20 protein-coding genes, 3 pseudogenes and 1 riboswitch are annotated in these 26514 nt (G+C 70.8%); of the genes and pseudogenes, 22 read left to right on the forward strand and 1 reads right to left on the reverse strand.

Features of this window, described 5'->3' with window-relative positions; genetic code table 11:
- Positions 1-75: 75 nt before the first annotated feature.
- The 8 genes and pseudogenes from ACZ60Q_RS26905 to ACZ60Q_RS26940 all read left to right on the forward strand — a co-directional run bounded on the left by ACZ60Q_RS26905 (position 76) and on the right by ACZ60Q_RS26940 (position 10971).
- Positions 76-615 carry a GntR family transcriptional regulator gene (locus tag ACZ60Q_RS26905; RefSeq protein WP_469639693.1) on the forward strand — a complete coding sequence of 180 codons (540 nt, stop codon included), beginning with the start codon at positions 76-78 and terminating at the stop codon, positions 613-615.
- A pseudogene (locus ACZ60Q_RS26910) lies at positions 612-888 on the forward strand (GntR family transcriptional regulator); the annotation flags it as partial. The gene ACZ60Q_RS26905 and the pseudogene ACZ60Q_RS26910, both read left to right, overlap by 4 nt.
- A gap of 125 nt (positions 889-1013) precedes the next feature.
- Positions 1014-3998 carry a Tn3 family transposase gene (locus tag ACZ60Q_RS26915; RefSeq protein WP_469639695.1) on the forward strand — a complete coding sequence of 995 codons (2985 nt, stop codon included), beginning with the start codon at positions 1014-1016 and terminating at the stop codon, positions 3996-3998.
- 251 nt (positions 3999-4249) lie between these two features.
- Positions 4250-5158 (forward strand): hypothetical protein, encoded by a 909-nt coding sequence (locus ACZ60Q_RS26920; protein ID WP_469639697.1) that lies wholly within the window; start codon positions 4250-4252, stop codon positions 5156-5158.
- 358 nt (positions 5159-5516) lie between these two features.
- Entirely contained in the window at positions 5517-6881 is a 1365-nt protein-coding gene (locus tag ACZ60Q_RS26925; RefSeq protein ID WP_469639699.1) for a DUF1214 domain-containing protein, read from the forward strand.
- A 507-nt stretch (positions 6882-7388) separates the two neighbouring features.
- Positions 7389-8003, forward strand: a complete 615-nt coding sequence (locus ACZ60Q_RS26930; RefSeq protein WP_469639701.1) for a recombinase family protein — start codon at positions 7389-7391, stop codon at positions 8001-8003.
- Between the two features lie 133 nt (positions 8004-8136).
- Positions 8137-8928 carry an HNH endonuclease family protein gene (locus ACZ60Q_RS26935; RefSeq protein ID WP_469639703.1) on the forward strand — a complete coding sequence of 264 codons (792 nt, stop codon included), beginning with the start codon at positions 8137-8139 and terminating at the stop codon, positions 8926-8928.
- 63 nt (positions 8929-8991) lie between these two features.
- On the forward strand, positions 8992-10971 hold the full coding sequence (locus tag ACZ60Q_RS26940; RefSeq protein ID WP_469639705.1) for a hypothetical protein: 1980 nt from the start codon (positions 8992-8994) through the stop codon (positions 10969-10971).
- Positions 10972-11173: 202 nt separating this feature from the next.
- Here the strand turns inward: ACZ60Q_RS26940 and ACZ60Q_RS26945 are convergent.
- A pseudogene (locus ACZ60Q_RS26945) lies at positions 11174-11401 on the reverse strand (hypothetical protein); the annotation flags it as partial.
- Positions 11402-11502: 101 nt separating this feature from the next.
- Between ACZ60Q_RS26945 and ACZ60Q_RS26950 the strand changes: the two are divergent.
- From ACZ60Q_RS26950 to ACZ60Q_RS27015, 14 genes and pseudogenes are all read left to right on the forward strand, one after another.
- On the forward strand, positions 11503-12249 hold the full coding sequence (locus ACZ60Q_RS26950; protein WP_469639707.1) for an N-acetyltransferase: 747 nt from the start codon (positions 11503-11505) through the stop codon (positions 12247-12249).
- Positions 12250-12302: 53 nt separating this feature from the next.
- Positions 12303-12491, forward strand: a pseudogene (locus ACZ60Q_RS26955) (cysteine hydrolase); the annotation flags it as partial.
- Between the two features lie 124 nt (positions 12492-12615).
- A complete protein-coding gene (locus ACZ60Q_RS26960) occupies positions 12616-13245 on the forward strand; it encodes a hypothetical protein (protein ID WP_469639708.1) in 630 nt (209 codons plus the stop codon).
- On the forward strand, positions 13242-14879 hold the full coding sequence (locus ACZ60Q_RS26965) for a protein kinase domain-containing protein (protein WP_469639710.1): 1638 nt from the start codon (positions 13242-13244) through the stop codon (positions 14877-14879). Before ACZ60Q_RS26960 ends, ACZ60Q_RS26965 begins: the two co-directional genes overlap by 4 nt.
- Before the next feature lie 141 nt (positions 14880-15020).
- Positions 15021-15677 carry a SurA N-terminal domain-containing protein gene (locus ACZ60Q_RS26970; protein WP_469639712.1) on the forward strand — a complete coding sequence of 219 codons (657 nt, stop codon included), beginning with the start codon at positions 15021-15023 and terminating at the stop codon, positions 15675-15677.
- A 43-nt stretch (positions 15678-15720) separates the two neighbouring features.
- Positions 15721-16728, forward strand: a complete 1008-nt coding sequence (locus ACZ60Q_RS26975) for a nucleoside triphosphate pyrophosphohydrolase (protein WP_469639714.1) — start codon at positions 15721-15723, stop codon at positions 16726-16728.
- Between the two features lie 253 nt (positions 16729-16981).
- Positions 16982-18298 (forward strand): cytochrome P450 family protein, encoded by a 1317-nt coding sequence (locus ACZ60Q_RS26980; RefSeq protein ID WP_469639716.1) that lies wholly within the window; start codon positions 16982-16984, stop codon positions 18296-18298.
- Between the two features lie 175 nt (positions 18299-18473).
- On the forward strand, positions 18474-19544 hold the full coding sequence (locus tag ACZ60Q_RS26985) for a transglycosylase family protein (RefSeq protein WP_469639718.1): 1071 nt from the start codon (positions 18474-18476) through the stop codon (positions 19542-19544).
- A 289-nt stretch (positions 19545-19833) separates the two neighbouring features.
- Positions 19834-20016: riboswitch (cyclic di-AMP (ydaO/yuaA leader) on the forward strand.
- Between the two features lie 5 nt (positions 20017-20021).
- Positions 20022-20726 carry a transglycosylase family protein gene (locus ACZ60Q_RS26990; RefSeq protein WP_469639720.1) on the forward strand — a complete coding sequence of 235 codons (705 nt, stop codon included), beginning with the start codon at positions 20022-20024 and terminating at the stop codon, positions 20724-20726.
- A gap of 324 nt (positions 20727-21050) precedes the next feature.
- Entirely contained in the window at positions 21051-22331 is a 1281-nt protein-coding gene (eno, locus tag ACZ60Q_RS26995; RefSeq protein WP_398360480.1) for a phosphopyruvate hydratase, read from the forward strand.
- 93 nt (positions 22332-22424) lie between these two features.
- Positions 22425-22904, forward strand: coding sequence for an FtsB family cell division protein (locus ACZ60Q_RS27000; protein WP_469639722.1), 480 nt, complete (start codon positions 22425-22427; stop codon positions 22902-22904).
- Between the two features lie 92 nt (positions 22905-22996).
- Positions 22997-23611, forward strand: a complete 615-nt coding sequence (locus ACZ60Q_RS27005) for a DUF501 domain-containing protein (RefSeq protein WP_469639723.1) — start codon at positions 22997-22999, stop codon at positions 23609-23611.
- The gene (locus ACZ60Q_RS27010; protein ID WP_469639725.1) at positions 23608-24549 is read left to right on the forward strand and encodes a Ppx/GppA phosphatase family protein; all 942 of its coding nucleotides are present in this window, start codon (positions 23608-23610) and stop codon (positions 24547-24549) included. The genes ACZ60Q_RS27005 and ACZ60Q_RS27010 overlap by 4 nt, the downstream gene beginning before the upstream one ends.
- A 431-nt stretch (positions 24550-24980) precedes the next feature.
- Positions 24981-26366: an NAD(P)/FAD-dependent oxidoreductase gene (locus ACZ60Q_RS27015; RefSeq protein ID WP_469639727.1), complete on the forward strand. Its 1386-nt coding sequence runs from the start codon at positions 24981-24983 to the stop codon at positions 26364-26366.
- The last annotated feature ends 148 nt before the right edge of the window (positions 26367-26514 follow it).

Below are 26514 nucleotides of genomic sequence, written 5' to 3' on the forward strand. Positions count from 1 at the left end.
TGCTCTTCGGGGTGTTCGACGGAGTCGCCTACCGTGTGCATCGGCACTGGCCCGTCGTCGGCGAAGGAGGAGACCATGGGTGAGGGCGAAGTGATCAGTGCGTCCACTCACTACCTGACGCCGACGGAGGGCGGAGGCGACGTCTGGAGTGCCGAGGCAGCGGCGGCCGGGCGACGAGGCACCCAGAAGATCGTGAGTGCTGGTGAAGTCACCGCCCCGGAGCGGGTGGCCGACCTGCTCGCGGTGGGTCGGGGCGGACCGGTCGTCGCGCGGCGGCGGATCATGTATCTCGACGGCGAGCCCTGCGAGTTGACCGACACCTACTATCCCGTGGAGATCGCGCGGGGCACCGGCCTGGCCGGGACGGCGAAGATCCGGGGAGGAGCCGTACGGCTGCTCGCCGAACTCGGGCACGTAGGAGTCCGGGCGCAGGAGGATGTGGCGGCCCGCATGCCGTCCGGGAGCCAGTGCGCGGAGCTGGCCCTGAAGGCCGACGAGCCGGTCCTCGAACTGACCCGGCTCACGCTTGACGCGGCGGACCGGCCGATTCAGGTCGATGTGATGGTCATGCCTCCCCGGGGGCAGAGGCTGCGGTACGAGATCAGGATCGGATGACGGTGCGAGGACCGGAGACGGACAAGGCGGACGGCCGCCCCCCTGCACGAGCGGATCGCGGCCGATCTGCGGGACGACATCATGTCCGGGGACCTGGCCCCGGGTGACAGCCTTCCTTCCACCGCCCGGTTGGAGGAGAGGTTCAGCGCCGCGAACGCCACCGTTCAGAAGGCCTTGCAGCTCCTCAAGGGCGAGCACCTCGTGGTCGGCAGGGCGGGTGCGTCGGTGACCGTACGCGAACACCGGCAGCGCACGATACGGCCTGCCGCATACGGCCCCGGTGTCCTAGCTCAGGCACCAGCCGCAAAGTAGGTCGCGGGTAGCCGAGCGCGCCCCGTTTCCCGGCCCTGGACACCGTCGTTGGTCTGATCGGGTGATCGAGGCCAAAGGGGGCGGGCGTGCGACAAGAGTGGTCGCCAGAGGATCTGTTGGCGAGCTGGACGCTGGTAGACGGCGACTGGGACCTGGTGGCGAACAAGAGCGGGACGACCCGGCTCGGCTTCAGCCTGTTGCTGAAGTTCTTCGAGTTGGAAGGCCGGTTCCCCGATGTGCTGGAAGAGGTCCCGTCGGTCGCGGTGGAGTACGTCGCCGATCTGGTGAAGGTCCCGGCCACCGACTTCACGAAGTACACGCTGGTCGGCCGGACTGCCGAGTACCACCGCAAGCAGATCCGTGAGGCACTCGGGTTCCGGCCGGCGACGCTCGCGGACGAGGAGGCGCTCACCGGGTGGCTGGCTGCGGAGGTGTGCCCGGTCGAGCTGGTGGAGGCCCGGCAGCGCGACGCTCTGCTGGTCGAGTACCGGGCGCGGAAGATCGAGCCGCCGGGCCGGACCCGCGTCGAGAAGATCCTGGTTGCGGCCCGGGGCCGGTGGGAGGCGGCTTTCTGCACGCGCGTCATCGAGCGTCTGGGCGAGGCCGGCAGGGACCGGCTGCTGTCTCTGGTGGCCGAGGGCAACGAGACGGGCACCACCCTGCTGGCCGCACTCAAGCGCGACCCGGGCGCGGTCGGTCTGGACTCCCTACTCACCGAGATCACCAAGCTCAACGACGTCCGCAGACTGGGCTTGCCCGAGGGGCTGTTCACGGACTGCTCGGAGAAGCTGGTGGCCGCGTGGCGGGCGCGGGCGATCAAGATGTACCCCTCGGACTTCCGCGACACGAGCGCGGACGTGCGGATCACGCTGCTCGCGGCACTGTGCTGGTCCCGGCAGGCGGAGATCACCGACGCCCTGGTCGAACTGCTGGTCGCCCTGGTCCACAAGATCAATGCTCGTGCCGAGCGGCGGGTGGAGAAGCAGCTGACGGCCGAGCTGAAGAAGGTCCGCGGCAAGGAGGGCATCCTCTTCAAGCTGGCGACGGCCGCCGTCGACAAACCTGATGAAGTCGTACGGCGGGCGCTGTTCCCGGTGGTGGGTGAGAAGACGCTGCGGGAGCTGGTGGCCGAGGCGAAGGCGAACGAGAAGGTGTTCAAGGCCAAGGTCCGCACCACCCTGCGCTCCTCCTACAGTTCGTATTACCGGCAGATGCTGCCGCCGCTGCTGAACACGCTGGGCTTCAGGTGTGACAACACCGCCTACCGGCCGGTGATGGACGCGATGAAGCTGCTGAAGACGTACGCCGACATCGACGGCAAGACCCGCTTCTACGACGCCACGGACGTCGTGCCGATGGATGGCGTGGTGCGCAGGGACTGGCGCGAGGCGGTCGTCGATGACAAGGGCCGCGTCGAGCGCATCCCGTACGAGCTGTGCGTTCTGGTGGCGCTGCGGGACGCGGTGCGTCGCCGCGAGATCTACGTCGAGGGCGCGGCCCGCTGGTGCAATCCGGAGCACGACCTGCCCGGCGACTTCGAGGCCACCCGCACCGTGCACTACGCCGCGATCCGCCAGCCCCTGAACCCGCGGGCGTTCATCGCGGACCTGGAGAAGCGCATGACCGCGGGCCTGGACCGGCTCTCGGCGGCGCTCACGGACGGCTCGGCGGGCGGGGTGAAGGTCACCACCCGCAAGGGTGAGCCCTGGATCACCGTGCCCAAGCTGGAGCCGCTGGCCGAGCCCACCGGCCTCCAGGCACTCAAGGACGAGGTCGTACGACGCTGGGGCGTCCTGGACCTCCTGGATGTGCTGAAGAACGCCGACTTCCTCACCGGTTTCACCGAGGAGTTCTCCTCGGTGGCCGCCTACGAGCGCATCGACCGTGACGTCCTCCAGCGCCGCCTCCTGCTCGCCCTCTTCGCGCTGGGCACCAACATGGGCATCCGCGCGATCGTGGCCACCGGCGAGCACGGCGAGAGTGAAGCCGCCCTGCGGCACGTGCGCCGGCACTTCATCACCGTCGACAACCTCCGCGCCGCGGTCACCCGGCTGGTAAACGGCACCTTCGCCGCCCGTGATGCCGCCAGGTGGGGGCAGGGCACCGCGTGCGCGTCGGACTCGAAGAAGTTCGGTTCCTGGTCCAGCAACTTCATGACCGAGTACCACGCCCGCTACGGCGGCAACGGCGTGATGATCTACTGGCACGTCGAGCGGAAGAACGTCTGCATCTACTCCCAGCTCAAGTCCTGTTCGTCGTCCGAGGTCGCGGCGATGATCGAGGGCCTGCTGCGGCACTGCACCGATGCCGAGATCGAGTCCCAGTACGTCGACACCCACGGCGCGAGCGTGGTCGGGTTCGCCTTCACCGAACTGCTCAACTTCCGCCTGCTGCCCAGGCTGAAGAACATCGGCAGCATCCGCCTGTACCGCCCGGACGACACCCCGCCCGGCTGGCCCGCCCTCGGCGCCTCGCTGACGCGGCCGATCCGCTGGGAGCTGATCGAGCAGCAGTACGACCAGATGGTGAAGTACGCCACCGCACTCCGGCTCGGCACCGCTGAGGCTGAGCAGGTGCTGAGGCGCTTCACCCGCGGCGGCCCCAAGCACCCCACCTACGCCGCGCTCGAAGAACTCGGCCGCGCGGTCCGCACGGTCTTCGCATGCGACTACCTGGCCAGCCCCGGCCTGCGCCGCGAGATCCACGGCGGTCTCCAGGTCGTGGAGAACTGGAACTCGGCAAACACGGTGCTGCACTACGGCAAGGACGGCGCCCTGACCGGCCCGGACAAGGAGCACGCCGAAACCTCGATGCTCGCCCTGCACCTGCTCCAGTCCGCGCTCGTGCACGTAAACACCCTGCTGGTGCAGCAGGTCCTGGCCGAACCGGAGTGGGCGAGGAAGCTCGGCGACGAGGACAGGCGCGGCCTGACCGCGCTGTTCTGGTCGAACGTCAACCCGTACGGCACGTTCCGGCTGGACATGGACAAGAGCCTCGACCTGGGCCTCATGGTGCTCCGCCCCCGTACTCCGGCGGATGCTGCCGACCGGTCGACCACGCAGGCACGGTGAGGCGCACCTCGCACTGCCTGGCCGTTTCACAGGCGGTCGGTCAGTGGTCCCTGCGGTCGCCCGCGATCATCTCCGCGAGTACCAGGGCGCCGGTGTTCCTTCCGGCTGCACGAGTTGCCCGGCGGGCTGCGGCCGCCGGGCGCCTCCCGGGTAACCGATACCCGCCCCACTCAGTTGATCTTGTCGGCGATCCGGTTTCCTTCGGGTGGCCGTGTCGCGACATCCGCCCCTGTCTGGAGGAAGTTCCCGCCATGTTTCCCACCCCCGTCGTCCGCCGCCTGGCCGCCGTCGTCCTGCCCTTCGCGCTGGCCTGCGTGGGACCGGCGGCCACCGCGGCCGACAGCCCTGCCCCCGCCCCAGGCCCTGCCGTCACCGTGTCGAGCGGCGACTACCGCGTCACCTTCTCCACCACCTCCGCCGAACCGGGCGCCCCGGTCGACATCACGGTCACCCTCGACAAGACGGCCGGCCCGAAGGGCAGCACCATCCTGCGGCTGGCCGCCGCCGGAGGGAGCATGCCGTTCTCACCGGCGGACTGCACCAGTGAAGGAGAAGGCCTGAGCAGCTGCGAGCTCGGCCGAGGCTCCAAGATCGCGGGCTGGTACTCCTACCAGCGAGCCTTCCACTCGGTCCTGCACTTCCACACCACCGTCCCCGAAAGGGCCGAGCCCGGCACCCGGACCCTCACGCTCACCGGGATCTCCGGCGGCGCGTCGCAGACCTTCACCCCCGAGTCGTTCGACTTCACCGTCCGCCCGCGCACCGCCGACGTCGCCGTCGGTCTCAAGGCGTCCCGCAGCCCGCTCGCCCTCGGCAGCGGCATCGACTACGTCCAGAGCACCCGCAACCTCGGCCCCTCCCCGCTGACCCAGGCCACCGTCACCACCCAGCTGCCCACCGAGGTCACCTCCGTCACCGGCCTGCCCGCCAACTGCACCTACGACCACACGGCCCGCCAGGTGGCCTGCGCCTACGGCCCCCTGGCCGTCGGTGAAGCCACCGAACGAAGCTTCCGCGCCGACCTCGGCCTGCTCGTCGCCGGGAGCACCCTCACCGCCACGGCCACCCGCACCGGCAGCACCCCCGCAGACCCCGACCCCACCACCGACACCGCGACGGCCACCTGCACGGTCACCGCGTCCCTGCTTGTCTCCTGCTGATACCCCACCGCCCGGTCACCCCGGTGGTGCGCGCCCGGCGGCGACCGCCCGTGCCAGCGGCGGGCGTCGCCGGGCGCGAGCGGTCCGGCGACCTCGGCGATTCGCCTCGGCAGAGGACTGTGTCACGCGGATGGACCGAAGTCCGAAATCTGTGACGGGCCGCAGGGCTGGTCACCAAAGGGTGAGCTGGACGGGCTGCCGCTGGCCGGCGCGGACGAACACGGAGGCAGTGAGGGCGCGGGGGCGGCGTTCGCGCCCGGGAGTGCGCCCGTGCGCCACCAGGGCCACCTTGTGATGCCCGCGGTGTCGGGCGAGGTTGGATGCCTGAAGATTTCCGCCGCAGAAGGGATGGACCGCCGTGACGGGTTCCGGGAAGCCGATGCCGGGTGAGCTGATGACGCCCACGTATGTGGCGTCGCTGGCACGACAGGCGTATCTGTGGGGCTGGGCGCTGGAGAACGTGCACAACCGCAACGTCCTTTTCGAGCAGGTCACCGAGCCGGGGCTGGCCGGCGGGGTGATGCCGGTGGCGCCGCCGGGACGCCTCGCGATGCTGCACGACTACATCTCTCCCGACGAACGGCAGGTCGCCTGCCCCAACCAGGACGTCGCCTACGGCATGGGCCTGGTCACCGTCGGCAGCGGACCGGCCGTCCTGCAGGTCCCCGACTTCGGGGACCGGTTCTGGGTCTACCAGATCGTCGACCAGCGCACCGAGTCCTACGCCCCCCTGGGCAAGATGTACGGCTCCGCGCCCGGCCTGTACCTGCTGGCCCCCGCCGCGTGGGACGGCGTAGTGCCCGAGGGCATCGCCGGGGTGTTCCGGTTCGACACGGCCGTCTCGGCGGTCATCCCCCGGGTGTTCATGGACGACTCCGATGCCGACCGCGCGGCGATCCAGCCGCTCATCAACCAGATCATGATGTACCCGCTGGCGGAGTACACCGGGAAACTGCAGACCACCGACTGGTCCAAGGCCCCCAGCCTGCCTCCCCTCGGCGGCGACAGCGGCGACAGCGAGACCCACTGGGTCGACCCCACCACGTTCTTCGACGACCTGCCCGCCCTGCTCACCGAGGTGCCCGCCAGGCCTGGTGAGGAGGCTCTGTACGACTGGATCGGCTCACTGACCGACCCCACGGTCGTCAAGGCCCACGCCGCCCTGCTGCGCGACACCGCAGTCGCCGCAGAGAAGGACCTGATCGGCCCGCTCTTCCAGTTCCGCAACATCGGCGTACCGGCCGGGAACCACTGGACCACCCAGCACGACGGCGCCCGGTTCGGCACCGACTACCTCTCCCGCACCGCCATGGCCAAGGCCAACATCTTCGTCAACTCGCCGAACGAGACCGCCTACTTCTACCTCGACCTCGACGAGACGGGCGAGCGCCTGGACGGTGACCGCGCCTACACCGTCACCTTCCCCGCCGGACAGCTCCCGCCCGCCCGGGGCTTCTGGTCCCTGACCCTCTACAACCAGCACCACTTCTTCGCGCCCAACGAGCTGAACCGCTACTCGCTCGGCACGAAGAACAAGGACCTGAAGCCCAACCCCGACGGCTCCCTCACCCTGACCGTCCAGACCGCCCGGCCCGACGACCCCGACGCCAACTGGCTGCCCGCCCCCGCGGGTGAGGAGTTCTCCCTCTACCTGCGCGCCTACTGGCCCGAGGACGCCATCCTCGACGGCCAGTGGACCCCGCCGCCCGCCGTCCCCGCCTAGCACCACGCCACACACCGGCCAGCGGCCGTTGCTGTCCGAACCCGGCCCGTCTCCTGCCCACTCCCGTACACGAAGGTTCGTTCACCACCCTGAACGATCGGCGGACGGCCGGGGAAGGTGGGGGTTCGTTCTGGGTGAACGAACCCCCACCTGGGCGGCAGGTCGGCAGAGCGTTCACCCCGGGGCGGGTACAGGGGTCCGGCCCGGTGTCGCGCCGGGCCGCGGTCGGGCGGATCGGCGAGCCACGGGGTGCGGGGAGCCGGGCGAGCGCTGTCCGGTCTTCTGGCGGGTGCCGGTCAGCGTCTCGGCGAAACCGTCGGGTCCTGGAGGGTTGGAACTCCAGGGCCGAGACGTGCGCCGCGTTCATCAATCGACCGTTTACCGAACACGCGGCGAGCAGCCGTCCCGTGGCCCGGTTCCTTGCGGGAACCGTTCATCTTCCCGTTCATCAACTGCTAGCGTTCAGACCGCTGCCTGAAGACGTTTGATGAACGGAAGGGCTGCCCCGTGGCGCTTATCGGACTGGTCCGCGTCAGCACCGACAAGCAGAAGACCCTGCGCCAGCACGACGCCCTCGGCCCGATCTGCCTCAAAGTCTTCGAGGAGAAGATCAGCGGCAAGCTCGCCGTCGACGACCGGCCCGGCCTGACCGCCGCCCTCGACTACCTCCGCGACGGCGACATGCTCACCGTCCAGGAAGTCGACCGCCTCGGCCGCAACCTCCTCGAAGGACTGATCGTCCTCAACGACCTCTTCCAACGCGGCATCGCGGTCAAGGTGCTGGACGGCATCGCAACCGGCGAGCACACCGAACGCTCACTCATCCTCGACCTGGCCCTCGCCCTTGCCGAAGACCGGCGCCGCGACATCGTGAAGAAAACGAAAAACGGCTTGGGCCGCCCGCGCCCGCGGTCGCGTCGGCGGCCGGCGCCCCGTCGTGGACGACGACAAGCGGCGCGTGATCCTCGCCCGCCGAGCCGAAGGCCAGTCAATCCGCGAGATCGCCGTCGCCGTCAAGGTGTCGGTCGGCGTCGTGCACAAGACCCTCAACCCAGCAGCGGTACCCGTCGGCAGCTGACCCCAAGGGGCGGATCGCTACTTTGCGGCTGGTGTCTGAGCTAGGACACCGGGGCCCATACATGGCGCCGTCTCCATGGCACCAAGCCCGGTAGGCCCCGTCATGGAACACCCCCGGCGGGGCAGACGCCCCTAGGATTCTCGGCGTTCGGTTTTCTCCCCGTCAGAACGGCTTCACGTGATAGCTCCCCGTACGTACCGAGCGGCCCTGCCCGCCATCGGCGCTCTCGTCGCGATCGCCCTGGCGGGCGGCTGCGGCCTCGACGGCCTCGCGGCCGACGGCGGCGGAGCCGGCACGACCGGCGGGACCGACGGCGGCGCGGGGTCCGCCGAGGGCTTCGGCGTGAGCCCGCTGGACAATCCCGACGGGACCAAGCCGGGGCTCGCCGCGCTCACGTCGGAAGCGGACAAGGCCGGCGCGCGCAAGCTCATCCAAGGACTCACCACAAAGGGGCGTGGGCCGAAGACGGGCTACGAACGGGAGGAGTTCGGCTACGCGTGGATGGATACGGCGGACGGGGTGCCGCTTGCGAGGAATGGTTGTGACACGCGGAACGACTTGTTGAAACTCCATGGGAGGCAGGTGCGGTTCCGTTCAGGTTCCGACTGCGTGGTCGTCGCGATGAACCTGTACGACCCTTACACGGGCAAGGACATCGCCTGGAAGAAGGCGAAGGCCACCGAGGTGCAGATAGACCACGTGGTTCCGCTCTCCTACAGCTGGCAGATGGGCGCCGCCCGATGGCCGGAGAGCAAGCGCAAGCAGCTGGCGAACGACGCGCTCAATCTGCTCCCTGTCGAAGGGCGCGCCAACTCGGCGAAGCGGGACTCGGGGCCCGCGTCCTGGTTGCCGCCGGACAAGAAGATCCGGTGCTCGTACGCGGTGAGGTTCGCGCAGGTGGCGCTGAAGTACGACCTGCCGGTCACGGGCCCGGACAAGAGCATGATGCTGCGGCAATGCGGCATGTGAGTTCGCCGTTCCTGGTGGTGAAGCCTCGTCGCCCACGTCCCGGCCGGGGGTAGGGTCACACGCATGTGGGAGGGGCTGGAAGCGGTCGACTGGGCGGGTCTGGAGCACAACTACGGGTCCGCCGAGGATGTGCCCGGCCTGCTGCACCGATGCGCCGGTCCGAGTTCGGATGACGTGGACGAGGCGGCGTCCGAACTGCTCAACCTGCTGTTTCACCAGGGTGGTTGGATCTGTTCCGCCGCCCCGGCCGCGTTGCCCTATCTGCTCGGTTTGGCTGCCGAACCGCACGTGCGGAGTCGTCGCGCGATGCTGGAGCTGGTGGCGAGGCTTGCGGCGGAGGCAGGACAGGTCGCCGAAAGGTTCCTGGATCCCGGCTGGTCACCGATGTGGGAACGAGCGCTGCCCGATGTCCTCCATCTGCTGACCGATCCCGATCCGGAGATCCGGCGGGCCGTGGCCCACATCGTGGGTGTCTGCGCAAGCCCCGGTGCTCTCCTGGTGCCCGCGCTCCTGCGCTGCTGGTGGGCGGAGAGCGACCTCGTGAGCCGTCTCGACCTCGTTCTCGCACTCGGCCGGGCGGTCACGCGGGAGCCGGTTGGTGACCGGTCGGACGAAGTCGGTTCCCTCCTCCTCTCGTTGCTCGACCATCCGGAGCCCCAGCTTCGCCTCGCGGCCGTGCACGCGCTCGCGGCCGGCGACTCCGGCCTCGCGGCGAGGCAGCTGGATCTCGTACTGGACGCGGTCCGTGATCCGAGCGTGGAGTTGTGGCAGCACACCAGCTCGGTGGAGAGCGGAGTACGGGGTGTTCAGCGATGGACTGCTGGGCTGTTCGCAGTCACGTCCCCCGTGTTCACACGGGGTCTGTTCGCCGACCACCCCGATGAGGCGCAGCGGGTCGGTGCCCTGGAGCGGGCGGGCGGGCTGTTGTCGCATTGGCGGTCGCCGGCGGATGCGCTGCTGCCGGCCATCGTGTCGCGACTGGACGATCCGGCCCCCGAAGTGCGGTACCGGGCAGTCGAACTGCTTGCCTGCCTCGGTCCGTCAGCCGCTGTTCATGCGGACGCGGTCGCCGGGCTGCTCGGCGATACCGCCGTCCGGCCGAGTCGACGGGGCGAGACGGTTGCCGAGGGGTCCCTGTGGGCGCTGGCCCGAATGAACGATCCACGCTGCGTTCCGGGCCTGGCCGAGCTTGTGGCCGGCACCCCGTCCGGCTTCGCGCCGGCCTCTGCGTCCTGGGGCAGTGCCGGCTCGGGCCACTTCCCCGCCCTCCCCGCTCTCCACGAGGTAGTGATCCGCCTTCCTGACCATGCGGAGCTACTGCTGCCCGCGATCTGTGACCGACTCGGCACCACCACGGACGTTCGCACCCTCGGTCAGCTCTGCGAAGTGCTCGCCGCCTGGGGGCCCGCCGCGAAGGCAGCAGTGCCACAGCTGCTTGACCTGCTGGCGGACGGCCAGCGGTGGGCTGCGGCGGCGACAGCCCTGGCCGGAATCGGTTCGGCGGGTAGTGGGGGACGCGAACTGCTGCTGGCCCGGTCGACGGGAGGCGCCCACGCGGACGCGGTTCTCGCCGCCTGGGCGTACTGGCGGGTCGGCGGCGAGCCGACCACGGCATGGAAGGTCCTGGGCCCTGCTGCCGCTGAGGGCGGATTCTCCCACCCCACCCTGCGCAAGCTGGCCGACCTCGGCCCGCACGCCGCTCCCTTCGCGAATCAACTTCGGACGATGGTCGGCGCCGCCGACGCCTGGACCAGCGTCGAGGCCGCGCACGCCCTATGGGCCGCGACCGGTGAAACCGAGAGCACCGTCCCGGCTCTCCTGGAGGCCGTGCGGGACCTGGCCAAGGGGGCCTACCTGCCGGTCATGCTCCACGCGGTGCGCCATCTGGCTCGGATCGGCGATGCCGCCCAGCCCGCCACTCACCTGCTGCGCGGCCTGCCGACCAGTGACCGGCGACTCCATTACTTCGGCGGCTGGCGAGCCTTTACCGAAGACGAGTCCATTCGCATGGCTATCGACCAACTGCTCACGGCGACCGAGTGACCGGCTTCATCCATCAGTGAGCGGCAGCCTTGGCCTGTCGGAAGAAGACTCGTTGCCCGAGCCCAGGCGCCTGAGCCCAGGCGCCTGAGCTGCCTGATCACTCCTTCTTGCCCTCCGTCGAGCTGGGCTTGAAGCCGCCGGGTGTCTGCCTCCAGCTCCGCGTTCCTGAGGGCCAGGACCTGGATCTGGTTCGCGTACGCCGCGACGGTGACACACAGTCCCCCTCAACGAGTTGGCCACCCCCGGCGCCCGCGTCGCCGGGGTGCTCCCCGGACAGGTTGCGGCCGCAGACCGTGGTGGTCGGGATGGGGCCGCCCTTCTTGTCGTCGCAGGGGCCGAAGACCCGGGAGACCTGGATGATCAGATCCGTTCCGGCCGGACACTGGATCGCGTTGGGCATGATGCTCGCGCTCTTGATCTCCAGTGCCTCGCACACCTCACGGCTCCGGCCGGATCACGCCGGTGAACGCACGGTGGTTCCGGGACGATATTCGCTGGTCGGAGCGGATGAGGCTGTTTAGGGTCGCGCGTATGGAGCTGAATATCACCACCCTCGCCGAGCGCCCGGACCTGGTTGACGCGCTCGACCGGATGCCGGACACCTGGCCGGAGTTCGTGCTGGAGGACATCGTCGGCTGGGCGAACTTCGCACGGATCGCCGTCGAGTTCCCCCAGTACGTGCTGGTCGCGACCGACCCCGAGGGTGTCGTGGTCGCGCGCTCCTACAGCGTGCCCTTCGTGCTGGACGCCCCCGGTCGCGGTGAACTGCCCGTCGGCGGCTGGGACCGGATGCTGCTGTGGGCGTTCGCGGACCTGCGGCGCGGGCGTACGCCCGACACGGTCGGCGCGATCGAGATCACGGTGGCCACCGGCCAACAGGGCAAGGGGATATCGGGCCGGATGCTCGCCGCGATGCGCGGCAACGCGGAACGGCTCGGCTTCCGGGAGGTCGTCGCCCCGGTGCGGCCGAGCGGCAAGCACCTGCGGGCCGGTCTGCCGATGGAGGAGTACGCCCGGCTGACCCGCCCCGAGGACGGGCTGCCCGAGGATCCCTGGCTGCGGGTCCACGCCCGTGCGGGCGGGGTGGTCGACTCGGTCGCCACCGTGTCGATGACCGTGAGCGGTTCGCTCGACCAGTGGCGGGAGTGGACCGGGCTGCCGTTCGACACGGACGGCCCGGTGGAGGTGCCGGGGGCGCTCGTCCCGGTGCACTGCGCGCTCGCGCACGGGTACGCGGTCTACGTCGAGCCCAACGTCTGGGTACGGCACCGGCTGTGACGGCACCTCCCGCCGCCGCTTCTTCCCCCGTCCCCGCTTCCGTCTCGGCTCTCGTGGTGCTCGTCGCGGACGGGCACACCACGTCCGTCCGGCCCGGCCCCGGCCCGTACGCCGCTCCGGAGGCGTCCCTCGCGCACCCCAACGAGATCTACCGCAACCTCCGCCTCCCCGGGCGCCGGGTGCGCGTACTGCCGTCGGCCGAGGCGGACTTCGGAGGCGGAGCCCTGGCACAGGCCGGGTGACCGGGGACGGCGGGCCCGGAGGGCGGGGTGACCACAACGGTCGGGTGCGACCCGGGGACGGCCGGTCGGTGGAGGTGTATACGCTCACCCCACACGTCCGACATACGCGTCCCAGGAGCAGCACATGCACGGCTACGGCCCGATGCCGCAGCAGCAGACGACATCCCGGCCGTCCTCGGCGACGCTCACGACGGTGCGTGTGATCCTCGTGACGGTGACCGTGTTGAGCTGCGGCCTGTTGGGCTGGGTGGCGATGCTGCGGCTCGCGATCGTCACCCGCAGGCCGCGCGACCGGTTCCTGCTCGCGGTCGTGATCGTCCTCAACATCGCGCTCTTCGCCTTCATCGTGGCCACACCGGAAGACCCCGACGCCATGTCGGACGCGGCGGTGCTGTTCATGATGGCGTGGATCATCGGCCTGCTGGCCGGGGTGATCACCTATTACCTGTACACGGACATCCGTCACTACAGCTCGTCCGGCTCCCCGACCCCGTTCGCCGCTCCCGCGCACCCCGGGCAGCACCAGCACCAGCCGCACCCTGGGCAGCACCAGCACCACCAGCCGCACCCCGCGCAGCACCAGAGTCAGCAGCCCAACCCGTACACCGTGCGGACGCCGCCGCCCACGCCCACCCCCGCGCCCCAGCGCCTCGACCAGGTCCGTGCCGAGCTGGACGAGCTGAGCGACTACCTCCGCAAGGAGAACAAGGAGAACAAGGAGAACAAGGACAGCGGGGAGGGCGAGGGCCGGTGATCGGGCGGGTCATCGCCGACCGGTACGAACTGGCGACCATCCTCGGGCAGGGCGGCATGGGGCAGGTGTGGACGGCCTACGACCGGCGCCTGGACCGCCGCGTCGCGGTGAAGCTGTTGCGCCCCGACCGGGTCGCCGGGCCCACCGGCAGCGACGCGGCCGACGAACTGCGCCGCCGGTTCGTCCGCGAGTGCCGGGTCACCGCGCAGGTCGACCACCCCGGCCTGGTCACCGTCCACGACGCGGGCAGCGACGACGACGACCTCTACCTCGTCATGCAGTACGTCGAGGGCGCCGACCTCGCCGACCACCTGGCCGAGCGGAGCCCGTACCCCTGGCCGTGGGCCGTCGCGGTCGCCGCCCAGCTCTGCGCGGTCCTCTGCGCGGTGCACGCGGTGCCGATCGTCCACCGCGACCTCAAGCCCCGGAACGTGATGGTCCGTCCCGACGGCACCGTCACCGTTCTCGACCTCGGCGTCGCCTCCGTCCTCGACACGGACACCACCCGCCTCACGCACACCGGCTCCCCCATCGGCTCCCCGGCCTACATGGCCCCCGAGCAGGCGATGGGCGGCGCGGTCGGCCCGGGCACCGACCTGTACGCCCTCGGGGTACTCCTGCACGAACTCCTCAGCGGTGACGTGCCGTTCGCCGGGTCCACCGCGCTCGGCGTCCTGCACCGCCACCTCTACGAGCCCCCGATCCCGGTCCGGGCGGCCCGCCCCGAGCTCCCCGTCGCGCTGGAGGCCCTCGTGCTGCGGCTCCTCGCCAAGGACCCCCAGGACCGGCCCGCCTCCGCCCAGGAGGTGTACGAGGACCTGGCCCCGCTGCTGCCGAAGCACGGAACCCCTGCCGGGCCGCTCGACCCGACGCGCCCGTTCCTGCGGCCGTACGCCCCCTGGCCGGACCGGGCCGCGACCCCGGCGTCCGTGCCCGCACCCGCGACCTTCGCCGCGACGGCCCCCTCACTCGGCGCCCCGCCGCCCTTCACCCCGCCCCCGGCCGTCGTGCCGACCCCCGCACGCCCCGCCCGCCCGCCGCGGAGCACCCCGCCGCCCGGCCGGCCGGATGTCGCGCGGGCCGTGGACGAGGTGAAGAAGCTGCTCGGCGAGGGCCGGATCACCCAGGCCGTGGACGTGCTCGGCGCCACCCTCCCGGCCGCCGCCGCCGAGCACGGCGAGCACTCACCGGTCGTCCGCATCCTGCGCAAGCAGTACGCCGCGACGCTGATGGACGACGGGCAGTACCGCCGCGCCCTGCCCGAGCTGCGCCGCCTCGCCGAGGACCGCGCCGCCGAAGCGGGCCGGGCCGACGCCCAGGCCCTCCAGTTCCGCTACGACGCCGCCCAGTGCCTCGAACAGCTCGGCGAGGCCGGGGCCGCGCTGGTCGAGTACCGCGCGGTCCTCCCGTACTACGAGAACGCCCACGGGCCGATCGCCTCCGACCCCGGCCGCGCCCTCGACATCCGGCACCGCATCGGGCAGCTGCTCCTGGCGGTCGGCGACCACACCGCGGGACGGGCACAGCTCCAGGCCCTGCTGTACGACGCCGAGCGCACCTACGGGCCGCACCACCCGCTGCCGATGGACCTGCGCCGCCTGCTCAGCCACCAGCGGGACGTCCGCGGAGGCTGACAGCGGCCCCCATACCGGGCCACATCCCCAACTCCTCCCGAATCGTTGGCCGAATCGGTGGCACCGGCCACCTCCACTGCCTAACATCGATCTCCGCAAGGCTTTGTGCACTGATGCACAAACTCTCCCCGGGAGGCTCCTTTGCACCGCCGTCGTCGCACCGCGTTCACCGTCCTCGCCGCGACACTCGTCGCCGCTCCGCTCCTTTCGGCCTGCGGCAACCAGTCCCACCCCGGCGCCGCGGCCGTCGTGGGCGGAGACCGGATCGAGGTGTCGACGGTCCAGGGCCGCGCCGCGGACGTCCGCAGCGCCCAGGACAGCTCCCCGGAGGCCGCCCAGCTGGTGAACAAGTCGGGCCAGCTCAACCGCGCCAAGCTGCACGGGCTGATCTTCGGCCGGGTCCTCGACCGCGCCGCCGCCGACGCTGGGGTCACGGTCAGCCGCAAGGAGATCCAGGAGATGCGGAAGGCCAGCGGCGCCCAGCAGGGCGGCGAGGAGCGGTTCGAGGCGATGATGCTCCAGCAGCGCTGGGTGGCCCCGGACCAGATCGACGCCGACATGCGCCAGGAGGTGCAGCTCCCGAAGCTGGCCGAGGCGCTCGGCGCGGACCTGGGCACACCGGCCGGCCAGCAGGTCGTCGGCGAGGCCCTCACCAAGGCGTCGAAGGCCCTCGACATCGACGTCAACCCGCGCTTCGGCACCTGGGACGACCGGAAGATGCAGCTCGGCAACTACAGCGCGCCCTGGATCACCCAGCGCACCGAGTTCCCGCCGAAGGACTCCCCGACGGGCGCCTGAACCGGCGGGCCGAAGGCGCCGGGCCCGGAGGTAGGTTCGCGGGGTGAACGCTGACGCCCCCGACACCTCTGTCCAGTCCTCTGCCGACCCCGGCCGCATCGTCCTGCTCACCGCCAGCCACCGGGTCGCGCCGGGCCTGCTGTCCTGGCCGGCCTGGCAGACGCTGCACGCGGCCGACCGGGTCATCGTCGCCGACCCTGACCACCAGCAGCTCCCCTACCTCCGCGAGGCGGGCGTACGCGTCGAGCACGCCATGCCCTCCGCCGATGAACTGGTCGCCGACTGCGCGGGCGGCCGGACCGTCATCGTCCTGGTCGGTGGCGAGGGCGACAGCCGTCTGACGGACGGCCTGGCCCGGCTCGGCGGCTCGGGCCGGGTGGCCATGCCGGACCTGGAACTGCTCCCCGGCTCCTACGACCTGCCCGGGGCCCGTCTGCTGGACCTGGTCCAGGTCATGGACCGGATCCGCCGCGAGTGCCCCTGGACCTCACGGAAGACGCACCGGGGCCTCGCCAAGTACGCCATCGAGGAGGCGTACGAACTGGTCGAGGCGATCGAGGACGGCGACCGGGACGAACTGCGCGAGGAACTCGGCGACGTCCTGCTCCAGGTCGTCTTCCACGCGCGGATCGCCGAGGAGGGCCGCCCGGAGGACGGGGCGGAGCCCTTCGCCATCGACGATGTCGCGGGCGGCCTCGTCGAGAAGCTGATCCACCGCCACCCGCACGTCTTCGGCGACGAGAGTGCCGAGACCCCGGAGGACGTCCACGCGCACTGGCTGCGCACCAAGGCGATCGAGAAGCAGCGCACGTCGGTCACCGAGGGCGTCCCTCTCGGCCAGCCCGGCCTGGCTCTCGCCGCGAAGCTCGCGAGCCGCGTCCGTACGGCGGGCCTCGCCGTTCCCCTGCCCGTCGGCGACACCATCGGCTACGAGCTCCTGGCCCTCGCGGTCTCCGCCGAAGCGAACGGCGCCGACCCGGAGGCCGCCCTGCGCGCCGCCGCCCGCGCCTACCGCGACGCGATCCTGGCGGCGGAGAGCGCCGCGGGTTGAGGACGGTGGCACCAGGGGCCCGAAGAGGGGGGAGCGGTGGGGGACGGGCGTGGACGACGAACTCGAAGCGCCGTACCGGGCGGAGGCCGACCGCTCCGTGCGCCGTACCGGGCGGAGGCTGACCGCTCCGTCTCCGGTGTGCGGCGGACCCGACGGCCGTCCGGAGAGTCCCCCTGCCGCCCTACGCGGACCTCCTCGGCATGACGCCGGTCCACGCGTACCGCCCCCGCACCCCGGCCGATAACGTCGAGGAGTGAACGACACCCCCGCCTGCCCCCACTCCTCCACCGCCCGCGAAGGCGCCCGCGAAGGCGCCCCCGAACTCTTCACCTGGGAGTTCGCCACCGACCCCTACCCCGCCTACGCCTGGCTCCGCGAGCACCGCCCGGTGTACCGCACCGCGCTGCCCAGCGGTGTCGAGGCCTGGCTCGTGACCCGGTACGGGGACGCCAAGGAGGCGCTCGCCGACGCGCGGCTCTCCAAGAACCCGGCCAACCACGCCGAGTCGCCGCACGCCAAGGGGAAGACGGGGATCCCGGGGGAGCGCAAGGCGGAGCTGATGACGCATCTGCTGAATATCGACCCGCCGGACCACACCCGGCTGCGCCGGCTCGTGTCCAAGGCGTTCACTCCGCGCCGGGTCGCGGAGTTCGCGCCCCGCGTGCAGGAGCTGACGGACCGGCTCATCGACGCATTCGTGGAGAAGGGGAACGCCGACCTCATCCATGACCTCGCCTTCCCGCTCCCCATCTACGCCATCTGCGACCTGCTCGGCGTCCCCCGCGAGGACCAGGACGACTTCCGGGACTGGGCGGGCATGATGATCCGGCACGGCGGCGGGCCGCGCGGCGGGGTCGCCCGGTCGGTGAAGAAGATGCGCGGCTACCTCGTCGAACTCATCCACCGGAAGAGGGAGAACCCCGGCGACGACCTGATCTCCGCGCTGATCCGGGCCAGTGACCACGGCGAGCACCTCACGGAGAACGAGGCGGCCGCCATGGCGTTCATCCTGTTGTTCGCCGGGTTCGAGACGACGGTCAACCTCATCGGCAACGGGACCTACGCGCTCCTGTGCCACCCCGAGCAGCGCGCCCGGCTGGAGGCCTCCCTGGCGGCGGGGGAGGACGAACTGCTGGCCACCGGCATCGAGGAGCTGCTCCGGTTCGACGGGCCGGTCGAGATGGCGACCTGGCGGTACGCCACCGAGGCGCTGACCCTGGGCGGCGAGGAGATCGCCGCCGGGGACCCCGTACTGGTGGTGCTGGCGGCGGCCGACCGTGACCCGGAGCGGTTCACGGATCCGGACACCCTGGACCTTGCACGGCGTGACAATCAGCACCTCGGATACGGGCACGGCATCCACTACTGCCTGGGTGCGCCGCTGGCCCGGCTGGAGGGTCAGATCGCGCTGGCCACGCTGTTGAGGCGCCTTCCTGACCTGCGACTTGCGGGAGAACCTGGGGATTTGCGCTGGCGCGGCGGGCTCATCATGCGTGGGCTGCGCACCCTTCCTGTCGCGTTCGAACCGGGAAGCCGATCCGATGGAAGTGACACAGCGTCAACTCTGTGACTTTTACGTGATCTGCGCTGCATCGACTTGTGACATACGTTCGAGTCCCGCTAGGTTCACGTTTCGACGCGTCGGCCGCACCTTGCTCACGCGTCACTTGTGCGCCGAAGCAGGCACGAAGACCGCTGCGCGGCGCTCAGGCCACTCGCTTGTCAGTCGCACGGAAGGCATACCCATGGGCTCCGCGAACGGCAGACACCGCCGCCCTCGTCAGGCACCCGCCATCATCGTCGCCGCAGGGGTGACGGGATCGGCCATCGCCATCCCGCTGCTCGGCGCCGGCGGTGCGCACGCGGCCGAGGCCACCACCTGGGACCGGGTGGCGGAGTGCGAGAGCGGCGGCATGTGGAGCGCCGATCTCGGCAACGCCCATTACGGCGGGCTCCAGTTCACGCAGGAGACCTGGTCGGCGTACGGCGGCACCGCCTTCGCGCCCCGGGCCGACCTCGCCAGCCGTTCGCAGCAGATCTCCGTCGCCGAGAAGGTCCTGGACGACCAGGGCCCGAAGGCGTGGCCCAGCTGTGCGGTGATCTCCGGCCTCGCGGTGGACGGCAGTCTGCCCGGCGTCGACCCGGGCACCTCGCCGTCCACGGACCCGTCCACGGACCCGTCCGCCGATCCCTCGGCGGACCCGACGGCCACCCCGACCGACGAAGCGGATACGACCGGCGAATCCGGCAAGGGTGGTAAGTCCGGAGAAGCCGATGGATCCGGCAAGGGCGGGAAGGGCGACGAGGCGGGCAGTGGCGGTGGTGGTGCGGAGAAGGGGAGTGGGGCCCCCGACTCCTCGGTGACGCCCTCCGCCCCGCCGGTCTCCGACGCCCCCGATGCCTCGAACCCGTCCACGGCGCCCGACGCCTCTACGGGCGAGGACGGCGAGGGGGGTAAGCACCGGGGCGCCCCCGCGCCCGAGGAGGCCGGCGCGGGCCAGGAGGACGGCCCCCGCGAGTCCGGCCGGCACGCCTCGCGCGGCGACGGCGACGCGCGGGACGGCGGCGCGGCGACCGCCGACGGGTACACGGTGCGGCCCGGGGACAACCTCTGGGCGATCGCCGACGCCCAGGAGCTCCCCGGCGGCTGGACCGGTCTGTACGAGACGAACAAAGACCTCCTGGGCCCCGACCCGGACCTGATCCTGCCCGGCCAGAACCTGGACCTCGGCCTGGACCAGGGCGCGGGCAAGGCCGCGGGCAAGGGCGCGGACCAGGCCGCGCCGGCGGGCGCCGAGGTGCCCGCCGGCGACTGATCGAATGCGGGGGAACACCTCGAAAATCGGGGCAGTTAAGAGGCCTATGTCCGCTTTTGCGTAAGTGAGACATGGATCTCTTTGCCTCAACTGGCGTATTCCGTCAGGCCGGTCCGGCTGTATCGCCCCCCACCTGCGGAAACGGCCCGCAGGTCGCCGTGAGTTCGAGTCGATTGCCCCCTATGTCCATCTTTGAATGTCGGGGTTCCCTGTGTTTACGGTCGGAGCCGCTCGCACCGCGGGCCCCGTCGACCGTCACGCCGAATCCTGCCGTCGGTCGAAGGGAACAGACGCGTAAGCGCCGTAGGCAGGAGCGGGGGACCCAGGTAGGCCGCCGGGTCCGGACGCCTCGTCGAACCGACGGGGATGTACGGGACCGGCTAGGGGTGAAGTCGCGAGCAGTACCACGCGACCGGGCAACTCATCAGCCCGAACCCGACAGCTCACCTCGTAGGCGTCGGTGAGGAGATTCGTTCCATGCTGCTGAACAGCAAGGGCAAGCACCGCCGCCCGTCCAAGGCCACCCGTATCGCCACCCTCGCGGGTGTCACCAGTGCCGCCGTCGCCGTCCCGCTGCTGGGTGCGACCAGCGCTTCCGCCGCCTCCGTCGAGACCTGGGACGCCGTCGCCCAGTGCGAGTCCGGCGGCAACTGGTCCATCAACACCGGCAACGGCTACTACGGCGGACTGCAGTTCTCGCAGTCCAGCTGGGCCGCCGCCGGCGGTACGCAGTACGCCTCGCGCGCCGACCTGGCCTCCAAGGACCAGCAGATCGCCACCGCCGAGAAGCTTCTCGACATCCAGGGCCCGGGTGCCTGGGCCTGCGCCGGCGCCGGCGGCCTCACCAACGACGGTGTGGACCCGGGCGTGAACACCGGCTCCGGCTCCGGCGAGAGCAAGCCCGCGCAGGCGCAGCCCGAGCGGCAGGCCGAGCAGCCCACCACGCGCTCCGAGCAGCGCACCGCTCCGCAGGCCGAGAGCAAGAAGACCGTCACCACCCCGACCGGCGAGAAGGTCCAGAAGGGCGACGGCGAGTACAAGGTCGAGGCCGGCGACACCCTGAGCAGCATCGCCCAGGCGGAAGACGTCAAGGGTGGCTGGAGCAAGCTCTTCGACCTCAACGGCGACATCGTCAAGGACGCGGACCTGATCTTCCCGGGTCAGCAGCTCCACCTGAAGTAACCCGCCGTCTCTCCTCTCCGGGGGAGAAGCGTCCGGCGGCACTTCTCCCCGCACGGCTTCCCGGCCCGGCGCGCCCGTCCCCCCGGCGCGCCGGGCCGGGTTCTTCGTGAGAGGCGGGCGCCGACGGGCCCGCGTTCGTTCACCTCTTGTTGTTACCGGTCGGTAGATTTCTAGAGTTTTGTCCCGTGATGCAGGTCCCTGGGTTCTTTTTCGTCCCAGGAGGCGGGCGGTCGGCCGGCCGACGGGGCCGGGCCCGATAGGCTCGTGTCGCAAGGCCGCAGTGACCCTGCACAACCAGTGTCAGATCCCAGAAGGAGATGCCTCGTGCCGTCCATCGACGTCGTCGTAGCCAGGGAAATCCTCGACTCCCGGGGCAACCCCACGGTCGAGGTCGAGGTTGGCCTCGACGACGGCAGCACGGGCCGTGCTGCCGTTCCGTCCGGCGCCTCCACCGGCGCGTTCGAGGCTGTTGAGCTTCGCGACGGTGACCCCAACCGCTACCAGGGCAAGGGCGTCGAGAAGGCCGTCCTCGCCGTCATCGAGCAGATCGGCCCGGAGCTCGTCGGGTACGACGCCACCGAGCAGCGCCTCATCGACCAGGCGATGTTCGACCTGGACGCCACCGAGAACAAGGCCTCGCTCGGCGCGAACGCCATCCTCGGCGTCTCGCTGGCCGTCGCGCACGCCGCCTCCGAGGCGTCCGACCTGCCGCTCTTCCGCTACCTCGGCGGCCCGAACGCGCACCTGCTGCCCGTTCCGATGATGAACATCCTGAACGGCGGCTCGCACGCCGACTCCAACGTGGACATCCAGGAGTTCATGATCGCGCCGATCGGCGCGGAGTCCTTCTCCGAGGCCCTGCGCTGGGGCGCGGAGATCTACCACACGCTCAAGAAGGTCCTCAAGACCAAGGGCCTGTCCACCGGACTCGGCGACGAGGGCGGCTTCGCCCCGAACCTGGAGTCCAACCGCGCCGCCCTGGACCTCATCGTCGAGGCCATCAAGGAGGCCGGCTACGTCCCGGGCCGTGACGTGGCGCTCGCGCTCGACGTCGCCGCGTCCGAGTTCTACAAGGACGGCGTCTACGAGTTCGAGGGCAAGTCCCGCTCGGCCGCCGAGATGACCGAGTACTACGAGGAGCTCGTCTCCGCGTACCCGCTGGTCTCCATCGAGGACCCGCTGTACGAGGACGACTGGGCCGGCTGGAAGGTCATCACCGACCGCATCGGCGCCAAGGTCCAGATCGTCGGCGACGACCTCTTCGTCACCAACCCCGAGCGTCTGGCCCGCGGCATCGAGGAGGGCTCCGCCAACGCCCTGCTCGTGAAGGTCAACCAGATCGGTTCGCTGACCGAGACCCTGGACGCCGTCGAGCTGGCCCAGCGCAACGGCTTCAAGTGCATGATGTCGCACCGCTCCGGCGAGACCGAGGACGTCACCATCGCCGACCTCGCCGTCGCCGTGAACTGCGGCCAGATCAAGACCGGCGCCCCGGCCCGTTCGGACCGTGTCGCCAAGTACAACCAGCTGCTGCGCATCGAGGAGATCCTCGACGACGCCGCGGTGTACGCGGGCCGTTCCGCCTTCCCGCGCTTCAAGGGCTGACCCGTAGCGTCAAGACGGTAGCCTCCGCCCGTCCCCGCACCCGGTCCCGTACCGTGTGTGGGGACGGACGTGCGTAACGGGGAGGCGGGAGACATGGCCGGGAAGGACCGCGACCGGTTCTCCACCGCGACCAGGCTGCGGCTGCTCGGCGAGCAGACCGCGGCCCGCGTGTACCGATCCCAGAACCGCCGGCAGGCCCGCCGCTCCCGGCTCACCGGCCGGGCCGCGTTCCTGGCGCTGGTGGTCTGCTCCATGGTCGTGGCGCTCGCCTACCCGATGCGGCAGTACGTCTCCCAGCGCGACGAGATCGCCGAGCAGGAGCGGCTCTCGCAGCAGGCGGAGCGGCGCACCGAGGAGCTGCGGGACGAGAAGGCGCGGCTCCAGGACGACGCGTACATCATGCGGCTGGCCCGCCAGCACCTCCATTACGTCCTCCCCGGGGAGACCGGTTACACCGTGGCCGACCCCGACGCGGCCCAGGACCGCCGCGGTGAGCCGGGCGCGAGCGACCGCCCGTGGCACGCGAACCTCTGGGACGGCGTGGACAGCGCCGACCGGGCCGACCGCGACTGACCGGCCCACACCTCCATCCCCACCTTCACCTCCACCTCCACCTCCACCTCCACCTCCACCTCCACGAGCTTCCGAGCAGAACCAAGGCAGGCATGGAAACGCCCCCTCCGCAGACCGAGTCCACCCAGCCCACCGACGCGGACATCGCCGCGTTCGAGCAGCAGCTCGGCCGCCCGCCGCGCGGTCTGCGTGCCATCGCGCACCGCTGCCCGTGCGGCAACCCGGACGTGGTGGAGACCCAGCCCCGTCTGGAGGACGGCACGCCGTTCCCGACGACGTACTACCTGACCTGCCCCCGGGCGGCCTCGGCGATCGGCACGCTGGAGGCCAACGGGGTCATGAGGGAGATGACGGCCCGTCTGGAGACCGACCCCGAGCTGGCCGGCGCCTACCGGGCCGCGCACGAGGACTACATCACCCGCCGCGATGCCATCGAGGTCCTGGAGGGCTTCCCGAGCGCGGGCGGCATGCCGGACCGGGTGAAGTGCCTGCACGTCCTGGTCGGCCACTCGCTGGCCGCCGGCCCCGGGGTGAACCCGCTGGGCGACGAGGCCATCGCGATGCTGCCCGAGTGGTGGGCCAAGGGCCCCTGCGTCACGCCGTGCACGCCGACGGGCGAGGGCGACGGCTGGACGGTGGAGGAGGGCGACGGCGGTCACTTCGCCTTCCGCCCCCTGGACGGCCCCGCCGACGGGAAGCGCGCATGACCCGGGTCGCCGCCGTCGACTGCGGCACGAACTCCATCCGGCTCCTGGTCGCCGACGTGGACCCCGCCACCGGCTCCTTCACCGAGCTGGACCGGCGCATGACGATCGTCCGCCTGGGCCAGGGCGTGGACAGGACCGGCCGGCTCGCCCCCGAGGCACTGGAGCGGACGTTCGCCGCCTGCCGCGCGTACGCGGCGGCCATCGAGGAGCTGGGCGCCGAACGGATTCGCTTCGTCGCCACCTCCGCCTCCCGCGACGCGGAGAACAGCGCCGACTTCGTGGCCGGGGTCCGGGACATCCTCGGCGTCGAGCCCGAGGTGATCACCGGCGACCAGGAGGCGCAGCTCTCCTTCGACGGGGCCACCAAGGAGCTGGCGGGCAGCGACCACCTGGACAGGCCGTATCTGGTCGTCGACATCGGCGGCGGCTCCACCGAGTTCGTCCTCGGTTCGGTCCGGGTGGAGGCGGCCCGGTCCGTGGACATCGGCTGCGTACGGATGACGGAGCGTCACCTGGTCGTGGACGGGACCGTCATGGACCCGCCCAGCCACGAACGGGCCGCGGCGATCCGGGCGGACGTCGACGCCGCACTCGACCTCGTCGAGCAGACCGTGCCGCTCACCGGGGCCGGTACGCTCGTCGGCCTGGCGGGCACCGTCACCACCCTCGCCGGGATCGCGCTGGAACTGCCGGAGTACGACTCCGGGGCCATCCACCACTCCCGGGTCACCCGCGGCCAGGTCCGCGCGATCACCGAGCACCTGCTCCGCTCCACCCACGAGGAACGCGCCGCGATCCCCGTGATGCACCCGGGCCGGGCCGACGTGATCGGCGCGGGGGCGCTCGTCCTGCTCGCCGTGATGGAGCGGACGGGAGCCCACGAGGTCGTCGTCAGTGAGCACGACATCCTCGACGGCATCGCCTGGAGCGCCGCGTAGCCGGGCGGGCAGCCCTCGGGCTGCCCGCTCAATCGCCTCGTCACCTGCGCCGTTGAGCCATGAGCCGGCTTCTCCGGCCCGTCCGGGGGACGCTTCGGGGACACGCCGCGAGAAAGTTCGTGAACTTCTTCACAAGGAATGGGGCCCTGTTGGTCGCAGTTGGGGCCCATCAGGCCGGAACTGGTCGCCCCGGAGGTGCCGCGCACACGTTCCGGGAGTGTTGCGTCCGTATGAAGGGGAGGGGTGGTCCACCCCTCCCGAAGGGGCAAGGGCCAGCTCACAAGCGGTGAACAACGTTTTCCGCGGTGCTGTGGTTCCCTTTCGTGCCCATGACCTGGGTCACGTGGGCGGCGAAGTGTAGCAGAGGGTTGGTCAATCCTTGTGAAGGGGCTCACGAGCACCCCCCTGGGGTGGGGTGGATACTCGATGGCATGAGCACCACGGAGCGTCCCAGGATCCTCGTTGTAGGCGGTGGGTACGTAGGCCTGTACGCAGCTCGTCGCATTCTGAAGAAGATGCGATACGGAGAGGCGACCGTCACGGTCGTCGACCCGCGGTCGTACATGACGTACCAGCCCTTCCTCCCCGAAGCTGCTGCCGGCAGCATCTCGCCTCGGCATGTCGTCGTCCCGCTGCGACGTGTGCTGCCCAAGGCCGAGGTTCTCACCGGTCGTGTCACGACCATCGATCAGGACCGCAAGGTCGCCACGGTCGCGCCGCTCGTCGGCGAGGCCTACGAGCTGCCCTTCGACTACCTGGTCATCGCGATGGGCGCGGTCTCCCGTACCTTCCCGATCCCCGGCCTCGCCGAGCAGGGCATCGGCATGAAGGGCATCGAGGAGTCCATCGGTCTGCGCAACCACGTCCTGGAGCAGCTGGACAAGGCCGACTCCACGACCGACGAGGACGTCCGCCGCAAGGCGCTGACGTTCGTCTTCGTGGGCGGCGGCTTCGCCGGCGCGGAGACCATCGGCGAGGTCGAGGACATGGCCCGCGACGCGGCGAAGTACTACACCAACGTGAAGCGCGAGGACATGCGCTTCATCCTCGTCGACGCCGCCGACAAGATCCTTCCCGAGGTCGGCCCGAAGCTGGGCGCCTACGGCAAGGAGCACCTGGAGAGCCGCGGCGTGGAGATCTACCTCTCCACCTCGATGGACTCCTGCGTCGACGGCCACGTGGTGCTGAAGAACGGCCTGGAGGTCGACTCCAGCACCATCGTGTGGACCGCCGGTGTGAAGCCGAACCCGGCGCTGGCCCGCTTCGGCCTGCCGCTCGGCCCCCGCGGTCACGTGGACACCTCCGAGAAGCTCCAGGTGCAGGGCACCGACTACGTCTGGGCCGCGGGCGACAACGCCCAGGTGCCGGACATGATCGGCCGCCGCGCCGGCAACCCGAACGCCTGGTGCCCGCCCAACGCCCAGCACGCGCTGCGTCAGGCGAAGGTCCTCGGTGACAACGTGATCTCCGGCATGCGGGGCTTCCCGCAGAAGGAGTACAGCCACGCCAACAAGGGTGCGGTCGCCGGTCTCGGCCTGCACAAGGGCGTCGCGATGATCGTCATCGGCAAGGTGAAGATCAAGCTCAAGGGCCGTCTCGCCTGGTACATGCACCGCGGCTACCACGGCTTGGCCATGCCGACCTGGAACCGCAAGATCCGGATCTTCGCCGACTGGACGCTGGCGATGTTCCTCAAGCGCGAGGTCGTCTCCCTCGGCGCCATGGAGACGCCGCGCGAGGAGTTCTACGAGGCCGCGAAGCCGGCCCCGGCTCCGGCCGCGGCCAAGCCCGAGGGCGAGAAGGCCAAGGCCTCCTGACCTCCCGGTGAAGTGCTCCGCGGGGAGCGCACCGTACGACGCCCGAAGGGGCCGTCCGCCATCCGTGGTGCGGACGGCCCCTTCGGCGTATCCGGGCCCCGGCCCGGGCCGGGGCCCGACGGCGGGCCGTGGCCTGTTCCCGTCCATG

This window comes from Streptomyces sp. NPDC104313, from assembly GCF_055583985.1.